This window comes from Ruminococcus sporogenes, from assembly GCF_054655175.1.
The window spans coordinates 1001148-1014247 of the sequence record NZ_BAAHOA010000001.1; the positions used below are offsets into that span (position 1 = coordinate 1001148).

The 13100-nt window shown below is 37.9% G+C and carries 12 protein-coding genes, 2 tRNA genes and 1 pseudogene; 9 read left to right on the forward strand and 6 right to left on the reverse strand.

Annotated elements, in window-relative coordinates; translation table 11 throughout:
• Window positions 1–57 precede the first annotated feature (57 nt).
• The 3 genes from ACYQ0N_RS05465 (at window position 58) to asnB (ending at window position 2408) form a co-directional block, all read left to right on the forward strand.
• Window positions 58–144 (forward strand) — tRNA-Leu (locus ACYQ0N_RS05465).
• 132 nt (window positions 145–276) lie between these two features.
• On the forward strand, window positions 277–411 hold the full coding sequence (locus ACYQ0N_RS05470; protein WP_460162049.1) for a hypothetical protein: 135 nt from the start codon (window positions 277–279) through the stop codon (window positions 409–411).
• 134 nt (window positions 412–545) lie between these two features.
• On the forward strand, window positions 546–2408 hold the full coding sequence (gene asnB, locus ACYQ0N_RS05475; protein ID WP_460162050.1) for an asparagine synthase (glutamine-hydrolyzing): 1863 nt from the start codon (window positions 546–548) through the stop codon (window positions 2406–2408).
• Between the two features lie 255 nt (window positions 2409–2663).
• Here asnB and ACYQ0N_RS05480 read toward each other — a convergent pair.
• The 3 genes and pseudogenes from ACYQ0N_RS05480 to ACYQ0N_RS05490 all read right to left on the reverse strand — a co-directional run bounded on the left by ACYQ0N_RS05480 (window position 2664) and on the right by ACYQ0N_RS05490 (window position 4825).
• Window positions 2664–3254: pseudogene (locus ACYQ0N_RS05480) on the reverse strand (recombinase family protein).
• 178 nt (window positions 3255–3432) lie between these two features.
• Window positions 3433–3645 carry a hypothetical protein gene (locus ACYQ0N_RS05485; RefSeq protein WP_460162051.1) on the reverse strand — a complete coding sequence of 71 codons (213 nt, stop codon included), beginning with the start codon at window positions 3643–3645 and terminating at the stop codon, window positions 3433–3435.
• Window positions 3646–3922: 277 nt separating this feature from the next.
• Complete coding sequence (locus ACYQ0N_RS05490) at window positions 3923–4825, reverse strand: LysR family transcriptional regulator (protein WP_460162052.1); 903 nt, start codon at window positions 4823–4825, stop codon at window positions 3923–3925.
• A gap of 136 nt (window positions 4826–4961) precedes the next feature.
• On the opposite strand from ACYQ0N_RS05490, the gene ACYQ0N_RS05495 reads away from it, so the two are divergent.
• From ACYQ0N_RS05495 to ACYQ0N_RS05515, 5 genes are all read left to right on the forward strand, one after another.
• Window positions 4962–5612 (forward strand): aldo/keto reductase, encoded by a 651-nt coding sequence (locus ACYQ0N_RS05495; RefSeq protein WP_460162053.1) that lies wholly within the window; start codon window positions 4962–4964, stop codon window positions 5610–5612.
• A gap of 131 nt (window positions 5613–5743) precedes the next feature.
• On the forward strand, window positions 5744–5965 hold the full coding sequence (locus tag ACYQ0N_RS05500) for an aldo/keto reductase (protein WP_460162054.1): 222 nt from the start codon (window positions 5744–5746) through the stop codon (window positions 5963–5965).
• A gap of 20 nt (window positions 5966–5985) precedes the next feature.
• Window positions 5986–6207, forward strand: coding sequence for a hypothetical protein (locus tag ACYQ0N_RS05505; protein ID WP_460162055.1), 222 nt, complete (start codon window positions 5986–5988; stop codon window positions 6205–6207).
• Window positions 6208–6223: 16 nt separating this feature from the next.
• Window positions 6224–7132 carry an aldo/keto reductase gene (locus ACYQ0N_RS05510; RefSeq protein WP_177531457.1) on the forward strand — a complete coding sequence of 303 codons (909 nt, stop codon included), beginning with the start codon at window positions 6224–6226 and terminating at the stop codon, window positions 7130–7132.
• A gap of 13 nt (window positions 7133–7145) precedes the next feature.
• Window positions 7146–8075, forward strand: a complete 930-nt coding sequence (locus tag ACYQ0N_RS05515) for a formylglycine-generating enzyme family protein (RefSeq protein ID WP_177531458.1) — start codon at window positions 7146–7148, stop codon at window positions 8073–8075.
• 115 nt (window positions 8076–8190) lie between these two features.
• Here ACYQ0N_RS05515 and ACYQ0N_RS05520 read toward each other — a convergent pair whose 3' ends face one another.
• Window positions 8191–8391 (reverse strand): TnpV protein, encoded by a 201-nt coding sequence (locus tag ACYQ0N_RS05520; protein WP_460162182.1) that lies wholly within the window; start codon window positions 8389–8391, stop codon window positions 8191–8193.
• Between the two features lie 1503 nt (window positions 8392–9894).
• On the opposite strand from ACYQ0N_RS05520, the gene ACYQ0N_RS05525 reads away from it, so the two are divergent.
• Complete coding sequence (locus ACYQ0N_RS05525) at window positions 9895–10734, forward strand: hypothetical protein (RefSeq protein WP_460162056.1); 840 nt, start codon at window positions 9895–9897, stop codon at window positions 10732–10734.
• Window positions 10735–10852: 118 nt separating this feature from the next.
• On the opposite strand, the gene ACYQ0N_RS05530 is transcribed toward ACYQ0N_RS05525, so the two are convergent.
• Together ACYQ0N_RS05530 and ACYQ0N_RS05535 are read right to left on the reverse strand one after the other, a co-directional pair.
• Window positions 10853–10929: transfer RNA gene (locus tag ACYQ0N_RS05530), tRNA-Met, on the reverse strand.
• A 168-nt stretch (window positions 10930–11097) separates the two neighbouring features.
• Window positions 11098–13095 carry an FtsX-like permease family protein gene (locus ACYQ0N_RS05535; protein ID WP_460162183.1) on the reverse strand — a complete coding sequence of 666 codons (1998 nt, stop codon included), beginning with the start codon at window positions 13093–13095 and terminating at the stop codon, window positions 11098–11100.
• Window positions 13096–13100 lie beyond the last annotated feature (5 nt).

The window sequence follows — 13100 nt, forward strand, 5'->3', positions numbered from 1 at the left end:
AATTTAAATTTTTCTTGGATGCAACAGGTATTTTTTTATCTAATGCATTTATAATTTGCCGGTGTGGTGGAATTGGCAGACGCGCGGGACTCAAAATCCCGTTCTGGCAACAGAGTGCGGGTTCGACCCCCGCCACCGGCACCAAATTGAAAGTTGCATTTTAGTGTAAATTGCACAAAAATGCAGCTTTTTGTTATTCGAAAACTACAAAAAACGAGAGTTCAAATCCTATAAGTTGAACTCTCGTTTATTTTTATTAAAAAGTAGGAAATTGTAATGCAAAAATTAAAAGCAGCAACTTATTGTCCAGTAAGCTCAGATCCCGAAGATCAGGAGCGCAGAAAAGTTTATTATGGAAAATATATGCAAAATAATAAAGATTGGATTTTAGTAAACATATACGCTGAATGAATGTCAGGTTTGAGGTTGGAAACGTATGCCGGAAGGTTGTTAAAATAGTAAAATTGATTTGAACTTTTTCTCTCTCCGCACATATAATAATTCATGGAATCAATATGATTCAGTATTATTTTGGAGGGATAAATATGTGTGGAATAGCCGGATTCAGCAGTTTTGATAAGGATTACACAGCTATTGAAAATTACTTTAAAAGCCGTATTGATATATTAAAAAAGATGAGACAATCATTTGCGTACAGAGGAAATGACCAGACGGGCGAATGTCTGAGAAGAAACGTTGGATTCAGTCATACGCGGCTTTCCATTAGGGACATCTCAGGCGGCGCTCAGCCTATGATAAAATCGCGCGATGGCGCAGAGTACATAATAGTATTTAACGGAGAGATCTACAACACCGGCGAGCTTACACTCCGCCTGAAATCGCTGGGATATAAATTTGAAACCACTTGTGACACAGAGGTAATATTGCTTTTGTATATGCAGTACGGTACGCGGTGCGTTGACTATCTGAACGGTATATTTGCCTTTGCGATTTGGGACGGCGGAAATAATACCCTCATGCTTGCAAGGGATAGGGCGGGTGTAAAACCGCTTTTTTACACAGTGCAAAACGGCGAACTGATCTTTGCCTCCGAGATAAAGGGACTGTTTGCGCATCCTGATATTAAACCTCGTATAAGCATAAACGGATTCCGTGAAATATTCGGCGTAGGTCCGGCAAGAACTCATGGCTGCGGAGTTTTCGACGATGTTTCAGAAATAGTACCGGGGCATTTTGCTGTATTTTCTGAAAGCGGCTTGACGTTACATAAATACTGGGACTTGAAAAGTAAGGTTCATAAAGACAGCTACGCTGAAACGGTTGACAAGGTTTCTTATCTTGTGAGGGACGCGATAACAAGTCAAATGGTGTCGGACGTCCCGGTTTGCAGCTTTCTTTCAGGCGGAATTGATTCGAGTATAGTTACTGCTGTTTCAGCGTCTTATATGGAAAAGTCTGGCGGAAAGCTAAATACATTTTCATTCGATTTTTCCGGCAATGATAAATATTTTACCTCAAACAGCTTTCAGCCTGAGCGCGACAGACCTTATGTAGACATTATGCTTGGTCACATAAACACAAACCATACCTATCTTGAATGTGATGAGGAAAATCTTGCGGACTTGCTTTTTGACGCCATGAAAGTAAAGGATTTACCCGGCATGGCTGACGTAGACGCCTCTATGCTGTATTTTTGCAGTCTTGTGAAAGAGAAGAATAAGGTTGCTCTTACAGGAGAATGTGCCGACGAGATTTTCGGCGGTTATCCGTGGTTTTATCGTGAGGATCTGCTTATGGGGAACGGCTTTCCGTGGTCTAAAAATATTTCAGTAAGGCAGTGTCTTTTGCATGATGATTTTATAAAAAAACTTGATTTAGAAGAATATGTAAGTAAAAGATACATTGAATCCGTAAAGCAGGCGCCGATTTTGGAGGGTGAATCTCAGGAAGAAAAAAGGCGAAGAGAGATAACGTATCTAAACATAAAATGGTTTATGCAGACTCTTCTTGACCGAATGGACAGAACCAGTATGTATTCCGGGCTAGAGGCGAGAGTACCCTTTGCAGACCACAGAATTATTGAATATGTGTTTAATGTTCCGTGGGAGATGAAACGCAGAAACGGCGTTGAAAAATCGCTTCTTCGCGACGCTTTTAAGGACATTGTTCCCCATGAACTGCTATACCGCAAAAAAAGCCCGTACCCTAAAACCTATAATCCCGCTTATGAAAAAATACTTTCCGAAAGACTTACAGGTATAGTGAACAACAAAAATAATCCGATAAACGAATTTGTTGACGGCAGGAAGGTAATGAAATTTCTCAAGGCTCCGAATGAATACGGAAAGCCTTGGTTCGGACAGCTTATGACAGCGGTCCAGCTTACGGCGTATATGCTCCAATTTGAATACTGGCTGGAGGAATATAAGCCGGAGATAATCATGTGATATTAGTAAAATTTTGATTCGGGGGTAAACGCATATTCTGTCAGACATAAAAAAAACAAATTACTTAATAACATGGGGAGCTTATCGTTTCAAACTGTACTGTATTGACTTTTGCGGCTTTCCATAAACTAATAATTTAATATCGTGGTAAATCCTGCTACTGACAATAAGGTTTTACAATTATTTAGCGTTTCTGATATTTAATCAGAGGCGCTTTTTTATTGCCCGAAAAACAATTTCCAAAGGAGGTCAATCTTATGCCAATCTCACAGCTTCGGCATTCTCCGAGGGAACAAGCACAGAGCCTGTTTTTCCGTTGACGGTGCGTCTTTCGGATATGTACCCAAACTGGATTTTACCGCCATGATAAAAGCCGGTTTCTCTTGCTTTTGTCTGAAAAGCATCGGCAACTCTTGCGGCAATGGTTTCACGTTCAAACTCAGCGAAGTTTAGCCGATTGTTACGCATCATACGTCCCTCTTTGGTAGCCGTGTTGAACGGCTCAGAGAGAGAATAGACGGTAACGCCGTACTTATCCAGTTCGTCGATGATGTTGAGATATTCACGCATATTTTGGGAAAATCTGTCATATTTCTTGACGATAATACGGCTGAGAAGTCCGTTGCGAGCGTCCTGCATCATCTGCTAAAATGCAGGACGGTGAGCAATATCCTTACCCGATTTTCCGTCATTGCAGTAAATCCGATAATCGCATTTACCTGCAAATTTCACACATTCCTCTTTCTGTGCAGCTATCGAAAGGGTGTTGTTCCCCCTGTCTTTGTCGCTGACGGAACGGCGGACATAGATAGCTGTGATTCCGTTTGTATTTGTTTTTGTTGTCATTTTGACCTCCGATATTGTGTTTGCAATCGGACAGTCGGTTTTGCTGTTATAATATTAGCGCAGACCACCGAATATTGCAAGCCATTTTCGGCATATTATCCGGTTAACTGCTGTTTTCTGCATTTTCTGTGCTGCACATTGCACCGGTGAGAATATCATACATTCTGTTTATTTTTTGTCAGCGTACGGCTTCGGAAACTGCATCGAGGTATGTCACTTTGACGTTGATACCAGAATTTGAAATGAATTCAGAGGTCTTGTTTGTTGCGGGGACAGACTTATCCCTTGTGTTTGTAGTTGTCATAGCTTCTTTTCTCCTAAGCTTATTTATTTCTATGCTTTTGGAACGGCTTTGCTTTCTCACTTTTGCCGTCGATTTTTCTATATTCAAACATTATACTGCATCAGGATGCAGAAATCTATTCGCAAGGCGCAACAATTTTGCGTATAAATTCAATTTTCAGTTCCGCATTTTCACCGGGGAAATATTTGTGTGGAATATGAAATATGTTTCTCTGAATATACGAAACATACAAGATCCGGCAACCTTAACAGAATGTATATTCGATAATGTTTTTTCAAAGGTTTTTGAGTATTTTACGAGGAAACGGGAATACCATTTGATTTTGGTATGTTGAATAAATTAATGGAACACATAGTTGGTTATTCTAACACATTTTCAAAATTTGTGAGAAACAATATTTTTTTTGGACACTTTCAAGAAACAGCTCCGCAGGCTTTGTAAACATCTGAAATTTCTTCCAAACAAGATAAAGCTCTGCCTCTACTTTTGGTTCAAGCGGACGGAAACACAGATTGCTTTTTTCGGGTATGTTTACAAGGTTGTCAAAGGTAAACGCCATACCAAAGCCTTCTTCTATCATCATAGAGGGCGTAGTAATCAGATTGAATGTAGAAACAATATTCAAACTCTGCACATCTCGCCCAAGCCAGCCGGACAAAACATTTCCCTCAAGCTGTTGGTGCGCTACCCATACGGGCAAATCCCCGATGTCCTCTGGATGAACGGTCTGTAAAGAAGCAAGCGGGCAATCGTTACGCATAAGCAGACCAAACACATCATTTTTCGGGAGCTTGATATAATCAAACTTCTGCATATCCACAGGTGCGACAAGCAACCCAAAGTCAAGCAAACCCTTATTCAAACCGTCTGTAATCTCCGCAATGCTTCCACTAAAAAAATCATAAGTAATTTGTGGGTGGGATTCTTTGAGCGACATAATACAGTTTGCAATCATTTTCATTGTCTGCGTTTCAATAGCGCCGATATGAACGACGCCGCTGACAATCTCATTAAAAGTTTTCAAATCATCTTCCGTTCGTTCGGTTAATTCTATAATTTCTTTTGCACGCTTGCGGAGAAACATACCCTCCTCCGTGAGCGTTATTTTTCTGCTTCCCCGTTCAAACAACTTTTTTCCTACTGAATTTTCAAGTTCGGCAAGCTGCCTTGATAAATTAGACTGTGTGGTATGCAGCACTTCCGCCGCTCTTGTCATATTTTCCTCCTGTGCAACAGTAATGAAATATTTGAGTACACGAATTTCCATAATCCTACCTCCGTTTAACTAATGAAATTATAGCACATCTTTCTATGAATGTAAAGCATAGGAACGTATGAAAAACAACTATTTGTAATAGGAAAGGGCTTTTGCTATAATAAAAATGCAAAGGAGGTACACTTAAATGAATAAAAAGAATTGGAAAGCTTTTGTTTTGGGGCTGTTGTTTATTGTTTTTGATCTTGCAGGGTGCAGCAATACAGACACATCGACAAAACAGGAAGAAGCGTCAGCCAACCAGTCACAAAGTCAGTCGGTGGATAACAATCAGTCGGTGGACGATTTTTCAAATCAAAGTACGGATTTTAATTTTGAATCGAAAACGGTACTTTTGAACAGCGGTTATGAAATGCCGATCATTGGTCTTGGCACTTGGACGCTTGATGATGAAACAGCGGAAAACTCTGTTTATCATGCCTTAAAAGATGGGTACAGGTTGATTGATACCGCCAGATATTATGGCAATGCACAGGGCGTTGGAGATGGCGTACGCAGAGCAATCGCAGAGGGAATCGTCAAACGGGAAGATGTTTTTATTACAACCAAAATTGTTCCCTATGGATTTGACGATTACGACGCTGCTATTGATGAATGTATCGAGGCGTTAGGACTTGATTATATCGATTTACTGTTAATTCATCAACAAGGTACTGACGAAAAAGAACTCTATGCGGCGATTGAACGAGCTGTTGAAAAGGGGAAAGTAATTCTTTGGGGATTTCAAATTATTATACGCAGGAGGATTTTGAGCGTATTACAGAAAATGCCAAAATAATGCCCGCTGTTATTCAAAATGAAAACCACATTTTTTTCTAAAATACAGAGTTTAAAAGCTATGTAAAACAGTTTGGCGTGATTATTGAATCCTATTATCCCTTTGGAGGTAGAGGACACACCTCGGATTCAATGAACAATGAAGTCATTACGGAAATTGCCGAAGCACACGGAAAAACAGGAGCGCAGATTATCCTGCGGTGGCATTTGCAGGCGGGCTATATCGCAATTCCCGGTTCAAGTAATCCAGATCATATTGCCGAAAACTATAATATTTTCGATTTTGAATTGTCCGACGAAGAAATGCAGAAAATCGCAGATTTGGACACAGGCGAAAGATATGAAACTTGGTAAGACAAAGGAGGAATGGAAGATTGGCAGATGAAACTCAAAAAACAGAGGAGCTTATAAAATGTGTATCGGAACTTGATATTGATGAGGAAACAAAGTGTTCTGTTATTGAGTCTATCCGAAAAGGACAGACGACAAAGGGAATACGGCTGCTTAGACAATATCGTGGGGAAATACTAAACGATTTACACAGCGACCAAAACAGACTGTATCAGATTGATTATGTACTGCAAAAAGCAAAATAAAAAAGGAGAGATTATTATGATTTTGAATGATACTTACACACTTTCTAATGGAATGAAAATTCCGAAACTCGGACTTGGCACTTGGGAAATCCCCGATGATAAGGCGGCACAGGCAGTAAGGGACGCTGTAAAAATCGGTTATCGCCATATTGACACAGCGCAAGGCTATGATAATGAAAGAGGCGTGGGCGAAGGCATCCGCACTTGCGGCGTTTCCCGTGAGGAACTGTTTGTGACAACCAAATTGCAGGCGTTCTACAAAACTTATAAGGAAGCAAAAGAAGCCATTGCAGAATCTTTACGGGTATCGGGACTGGACTATTTTGATCTAATGATTATCCACGCTCCTCAGCCGTGGACGGATTTTCACAATGGAGAACATTTCTTTGAGGGTAATCTTGAAGCGTGGCGGGCTTTGGAAGAAGCACATTATGAGGGCAAATTAAAAGCTATCGGCGTTTCAAACTTTGAGGAAATTGACCTTGACAATATTCTGAAAAATGGAAAGGTAAAGCCTGTTGTTAATCAAATTCTTTGCCATATTGGGAACACGCCGCTTGACTTGATTGATTACTGCAAAAGGAACGATATTCTTGTGGAAGCCTATTCTCCCGTTGCACACGGAGAAATGTTGAAAAACAGTCGCATGGCAGATATGGCAAAAAAATATGGCGTTTCTGTTCCGCAGCTTTGTATCCGTTATTGTTTGCAATTAGGGACATTGCCCTTGCCGAAAACGGCAAATCCGGCACATATGGCAGACAATGCGCAGATGAGTTTTGAGATTTCAAATGAAGATATGGAAACGCTGAAATACGCCGAGAAAATCAAGAATTATGGCGATTTCAGTATGTTCCCTGTATTCGGCGGAAAGATGGCGGCAGACGGAATCTGCTCACCGCAAGATTTTCCGCATAAAAAGTAAGGAGGTTAGCGTAATGAGAAAACAAATACGGTGTATCGCAATGTGTATGGCTGTTATATTCAGCCTTGCAGGATGCGGAAGTAATACAACAGGAGGAAGTGATATGAGCGATAGTCATTACAGTGTGTCAAATGAGGATAACAAAACAGAATTGGAAACTGCTTCAACCGAACAGACCACAAGCAATGAGCAAACAAATCCAACAATGCAAACTGATACAGCGTTGAAAACTACAATCTATACCATAAAGGGTATAGATTTCAAAATGATACTGGTAGAGGCAGGGACTTTCACAATGGGATCAGATAATACAAATGTTGCCTTCAGCGAATCTCCTGCCCACAAAGTTACTTTGACACAGGACTATCTTATGGGAGAAACAGAGGTAACAGAAGCCTTATGGAACGCCGTTATGGGTAATGGCGGCGGCAGCAACACTAACCCGAAAACAAGCGTAACATGGAACGAAGCTCATACCTTTGTTGACAGGCTTACAGAAATCGCTTGTGAGCAGGGCTTAATCTCCGATGATATGCGTTTTCGTCTGCCTACCGAGGCACAATGGGAATTTGCCGCAAAAGGCGGAAATTTGAGTAAGGGCTATCTTTATTCTGGTAGCAACGATATTAACGAAGTCGCTGTTACTTATGAAAATTCCGGTAGCAACGCCCCTATTGATGTAAAGACGAAAGCGCCGAATGAACTTGGTCTTTATGACATGAGCGGCAACGCTTATGAATGGGTGGACGATTACGGCGGAGATTATTCAGCGGAAGAACAGACTAACCCACAAAACACAAGCGGACGAAATTATGTGAAGCGTGGCGGAAGCAATTACCATAGCTTTGACTCGGAGTCCTATCTGTTTACCACCACTGGCAGATATTTTTACAGTTCTACCGATTGGACAATCGGACTTAGGATATGTCTTATATCAGACTAAAAAGTGAGGGGAAAGATAGTAGCTTTTGTACCATTCTTCCTCTGCTTTTTACTATGAGCAAATCAATTCGTTATTAACAATCTCCTTTTCTCTGACTTGGATATTATTTATTCTTCTAACCCATCCACTGATTTTCGACTTTGAGTTTTTCCGTGATATCCTCACGCTCTGCCATCTTCTTTATCAGCTGAAGAAACATCTCCAGCTTTTGCCGGTCAATATCAGTAAGGTAGCTGTTCAGACTGCGCCTGTGAACAGATTTGTGCATGTAATCTTGTGATGCTCTTTCAGATAGCGTTTGTATCGCTGTCTCTATAAACTAATAGACTGTTCTGTTGTGGAAGATGAATTGATGAGCGACAGTTTAGTTACAATCAATACCAATATTGAAGATATCCGCTGTTTGCGCCTATCATAGAAATAAATGGATCAGTCCGTTAATGAAAATGTTTGTTGATTAACTGTAATTCGACGAATGACAATTAGCCTGTAGAAGTTGCGAAAGGTTTTAACGGTTAACATAAAAGTCTATTGCTTTCCAGAAAAATATGCGGAATTATTCTGCAAAAATCGGAGTGAATGAGTAAGAAAAAACACATCGATAACAAATATAGCTAAGCAAATTTATAAGGGAAAATAAGCTTATACGGACTATGATTTTCAATGTCATTATTATTCAAAATAGCAACTAACTTTTCGTAAAAATAAGTTGCAGTACTGAAAATATTTCTGATAACATAAGTTATCCTCACCTTTAAAGATAACAGATTCCTTCTTATCACGCTTGATTTTGCCCTGTTTTATGAGTTCTTCTTTCTCAGCTCTTATGCGTTCAAGCAGTACGCTCGCAGGCTCATCATTCGGGTCCTGCGGTACAAGTTTTCCTCTGATTGCAAGGTCGAGAATTTTGGATTTGGTGGATTGGATTACGGTTTAGAGATTTGATTTTTCTTTTTCAAGGTAATCAATAAACTCAAAATAGCTGTTAATTTTGTTTGTTACAATATTCTGTTCATTAATTGGAGGAAATGGAAACAACAAGGAGTGTAGTTGATTTGAAGATAATCCTTGAATGCCTATACCTTTTCCATTGATACGTTCAGTATGTTTATTTGAATATAAAACATAATAGTAAAATTTTACATTCAACTTTATATAAGGTCTCATTTTAGAATATGATTTTGAATTCTAATTTCATCATCATTTTCCCATATGGCTGAGCGTCCTATATCACCACCCTTACAAACAAGAAAATCACCCTTTTTAACTGTGCATTTTTCTAATTCAGCATCTGTAAATAACATTTGTTTTAAGTCGGTGAGTTCAAATCTGTTTCAATATAAATTCGATGTTGTAATATATGTATAAGGTTTGCCAACTTGATTTTTTGAATTAGGTGCTTTTCCAGTATTATGAGAAAAAATAACATCTAACCTCGTCCACTCCCAAAAGTGAAATCTGAGCCAGTTGCTCTTGCTTTTATTTCTTTTTATCTTAGCGCACTTGGTTTTTTAAATGCAAAGATTTTTCTATAAGTTTGTAGGCATAGATAAATTGAAGATTGAGAATATATTTTTCCCGGTGAAAGCTGCGGAACGAGTTTTGTAAATTGTAGCTGTGAGATATTGATTCTTAAAGGCGATTATAGTATAATTATTTTTGCAGAAGTGAGCAAAGAAACGACCCTACAAATCGGAATTCGCATAAAGGTTGATGAGAAAGAATGAAGTACACAAACGAACATATAAAGGAATCATATTTTCCGTATAAAGTTTTATTATATATTTTTTCTATAGTGCTTGTATTAGGAATAATGCTTGTGCTTTGGGGATTAATTGCAACTGGTAATCAGAAAAATAATGTTGCTCCTTTAGAAGATGTATTGAATCAATATTCAAACCCTGCCAATAAAACGGCGTATCTTGAAATTATCGAAGTTTTACAAAAAATAGCAGAGGACAAATATGAGGGGTATTATCTTGTGAGAACAAAAACGGGAACTTATATTTCAGGTATGCAAGAAGAGCAGTATGCAACTCTAAAGGAGGAATTGGAAGAAAAAGGTAAATCTAAACTGGAGGGAATGACGAATGTAATTATTGATGAACAGGTTATTGAGAATGTGTCAGAGTATTTAAATGAAAAACATATTCAACTTCGAGTGACAAAACTTAATTATATCGGAATTTTAAAGGAGGGCTATATTGTTAATTTGATTTTAGGCGGTTTATTCGCTTTGCTTAGTCTTGGATTCATATTTTACTCAAATTCAGAGCTTAATGGATATAAAAATTCACAGGCAAAAAAAGTTGACGAGGAGTGCAATCGGAAAGATGCAAAGTGGCTGGGAGAATATAAAATTTATCTGACGGATAGTTTTTTGGTGAGTATATATAGTGGTTTAACAGCAATTGATATTGATACAGTCAGCAGTGTGATTTTATATGATGAAAAGCAGGAAAGTGGTATAAAAAGGATAATGGACGCAAGAAAAACAGACGGAAGCGTGGTTAAAATTTATGAGAATATTTCAAAGGATAAATTTATTTTTGAAGAGGAAAAAGACTATTTGGAAATGATTTTTGGAAGTAAGAATATAAGTTTTATATGTGAAACGGAAGTGCAAGATGAATTAGAATATGAAGAATATTTTGAATAGAATTTTCTGGAACGACAAGATGAAGAATAAATCCTAGTTTATAAGGCGCCTTGTATATCAAATTTTCATTGCGTGATAAAAAAATACGCCTCGTAAATAACACATTTACGAGGCTTTTTGGTTGCGGCGGCTGGATTTGAACCAACGACCTTCGGGTTATGAGCCCGACGAGCTACCTAGCTGCTCCACACCGCGTCATATTTTTAATCACTCTCCTGAGTGCTTAATTATTATATCACAAATTTATATCTATGTCAATAGGTTTTTAAAATTTTTTTCAAGAAAAATCCTATATATAATTCTGAATAAATACCGTCGGATAATCATGGCGTTTTTCATGATTATCCGAGGTAAAATTTATTCTTAATTATTTTCACATACGATCTTATAATATGCTCTTGAAGTTATAATATACATAACGATATAGAAAACTGCAAAAACAATAAAGCTTATTGCGGACGACGCAATAAAAAGGGGAGTGTTAAACAGACCGAACATGTTAAGCAGATATTTTATTATATTGAATGCGGCGATAATATTTATTGCAGAGCCTATAAGCGGAAGCAAAAATACCGTCAGCATTTGAGAATGAATACTCTTTTTTATTTCACCTTTTGTCATACCGACCTTTTGCATTATTTCAAATCTGTTTCTGTCTTCATATCCTTCCGTTATTTGCTTGTAATACATTATCAGAACCGTTGCCGCGATGCAGATTATTCCTAAGAAGATTCCTAGAAAAAATAATCCGCCATGCATACCGTAATAATCGGCGCGTTTATTAACAAAGCTTATACAGTCAGTTTTTATGCCTAAGCCTGAATTTTTTTCCTGTAGTTCATTATACACTGCAATTTGAGTATTATCGTCGCAGTCGATATCAAAGCCGTAATAATATGTTAGGTCTGAAGCCTGATCTCCGTATTGCTCAAGCTGTAACTGATATATATTATTTAAAACGTCCATGTCGGGAACAATTACCCACATACGCGATACTACGCTTATCATTGCGCTCATATTTTTAAACGGAAATTTGCTTAACTTCTCTTTTACTTCAAAATTATTTATATTTTCCAATTCGAAAGTATCATACTTATAGCTGGAATTTTCACAGTAAATCATTATTTCATTTTTTTCAAGAGTTTTTGATTCGTTTGTGTATTTATTGTAGTCTTCAAGTGGTATTATACAAAGCATTGCTAAATTGTTCATGTTGAAATCGTCAGAATCAATTATCGACTGGTCAAAGCTTACTTTGCTTCCGGTTTTATATCCGGTTACATCAAGAGAACGGTATTCGTTTTCATTAATCGGGCTTAAATTATAATTCTGGAGAATAGAATTAGTATTTTTTTGTATTTCATCAATGTATTTATTTTCTATAGAATCAGCGTCTATTACTATATCTTTCGGATGAAGAGTTTGCAGCGCGTCTTCGGAGCCGATAAATAGACTTGAAGTAGAAGATATCATGACAAGCACAGCAGTTGAGAGGATACATATTGAGGCAAGACCCGCTCCGCTTCTTTTCATTCTGAAAACCATAGATGAAACTGCAATAAAGTGATTGCTTTTATAGTAATAGGATTTTTTCCTTCTGAGCATTTTTAAAATAGCTACTGAGCCCGATATAAACAGCAGATAAGTACCTATTATTACCAGTATAACTGCAATAAAGAAATAGTTTAATGCCATCATAAGGTTTTCGATTGTATTTGCCATATAATAGCCGCCGGCTAAAGCGGTGATACCCAAAATCGCAGTTATATAATTAGCCCGCGGCTGTTTTTCTCCCTGATTTGTGCTGTGAAGCAGGTCTATCGGATTTGATAAATGTATCTGCCTCAGACCGTTTAGTAGAATAAGGGCAAATGCCGCCGCATATATCAGAAACGTTGATGTTATCATTGAGGGTGATACTGAAAATTTACCTGTCGGCTCTTCCTTCATAAAATTAATAATTGCCAATTGGGCAAATTTTGAAAAGAGCATTCCGCAAAGAATACCTGCAATCAGAGAAATAAGAAATATTATAACAGTTTCCCATACCATAATACTTCCTATATTTTTTTTATCCATTCCAAGAATATTGTAAAGTCCAAATTCTCTTTTTCTGTTTTTTATCAGAAAGCTGTTGGTATAAAATAAAAATATTACAGAAAATAGAGCCAGGACGCCTCTTCCTATATTTAAAAGAGTTTGTATCTGAGGTCCTCCTCTTAACAAGGAGATGGATTCTTCAGCGGACAAAAAGGTAATGATGTAATACATCATAATCATTCCGACGCAGGTTAAAATATATGGAAAATATGTTTTTTTATTTTTTAATATACCCGTAACAGCGAGCCTGGGATAGAACATACCTT

Excerpts from the sequence above, each read along its gene's own strand:
- ACYQ0N_RS05535 (WP_460162183.1), bottom strand. The coding sequence starts at position 13,095 with ATGTTCTATCCCAGGCTCGCTGTTACGGGTATATTAAAAAATAAAAAA.
- ACYQ0N_RS05510 (WP_177531457.1), top strand. The coding sequence starts at position 6,224 with ATGATTTTGAATGATACTTACACACTTTCTAATGGAATGAAAATTCCG.
- asnB (WP_460162050.1), top strand. The coding sequence starts at position 546 with ATGTGTGGAATAGCCGGATTCAGCAGTTTTGATAAGGATTACACAGCT.
- ACYQ0N_RS05490 (WP_460162052.1), bottom strand. The coding sequence starts at position 4,825 with ATGGAAATTCGTGTACTCAAATATTTCATTACTGTTGCACAGGAGGAA.
- ACYQ0N_RS05515 (WP_177531458.1), top strand. The coding sequence starts at position 7,146 with ATGAGAAAACAAATACGGTGTATCGCAATGTGTATGGCTGTTATATTC.
- ACYQ0N_RS05470 (WP_460162049.1), top strand. The coding sequence starts at position 277 with ATGCAAAAATTAAAAGCAGCAACTTATTGTCCAGTAAGCTCAGATCCC.
- ACYQ0N_RS05495 (WP_460162053.1), top strand. The coding sequence starts at position 4,962 with ATGAATAAAAAGAATTGGAAAGCTTTTGTTTTGGGGCTGTTGTTTATT.
- ACYQ0N_RS05500 (WP_460162054.1), top strand. The coding sequence starts at position 5,744 with ATGAACAATGAAGTCATTACGGAAATTGCCGAAGCACACGGAAAAACA.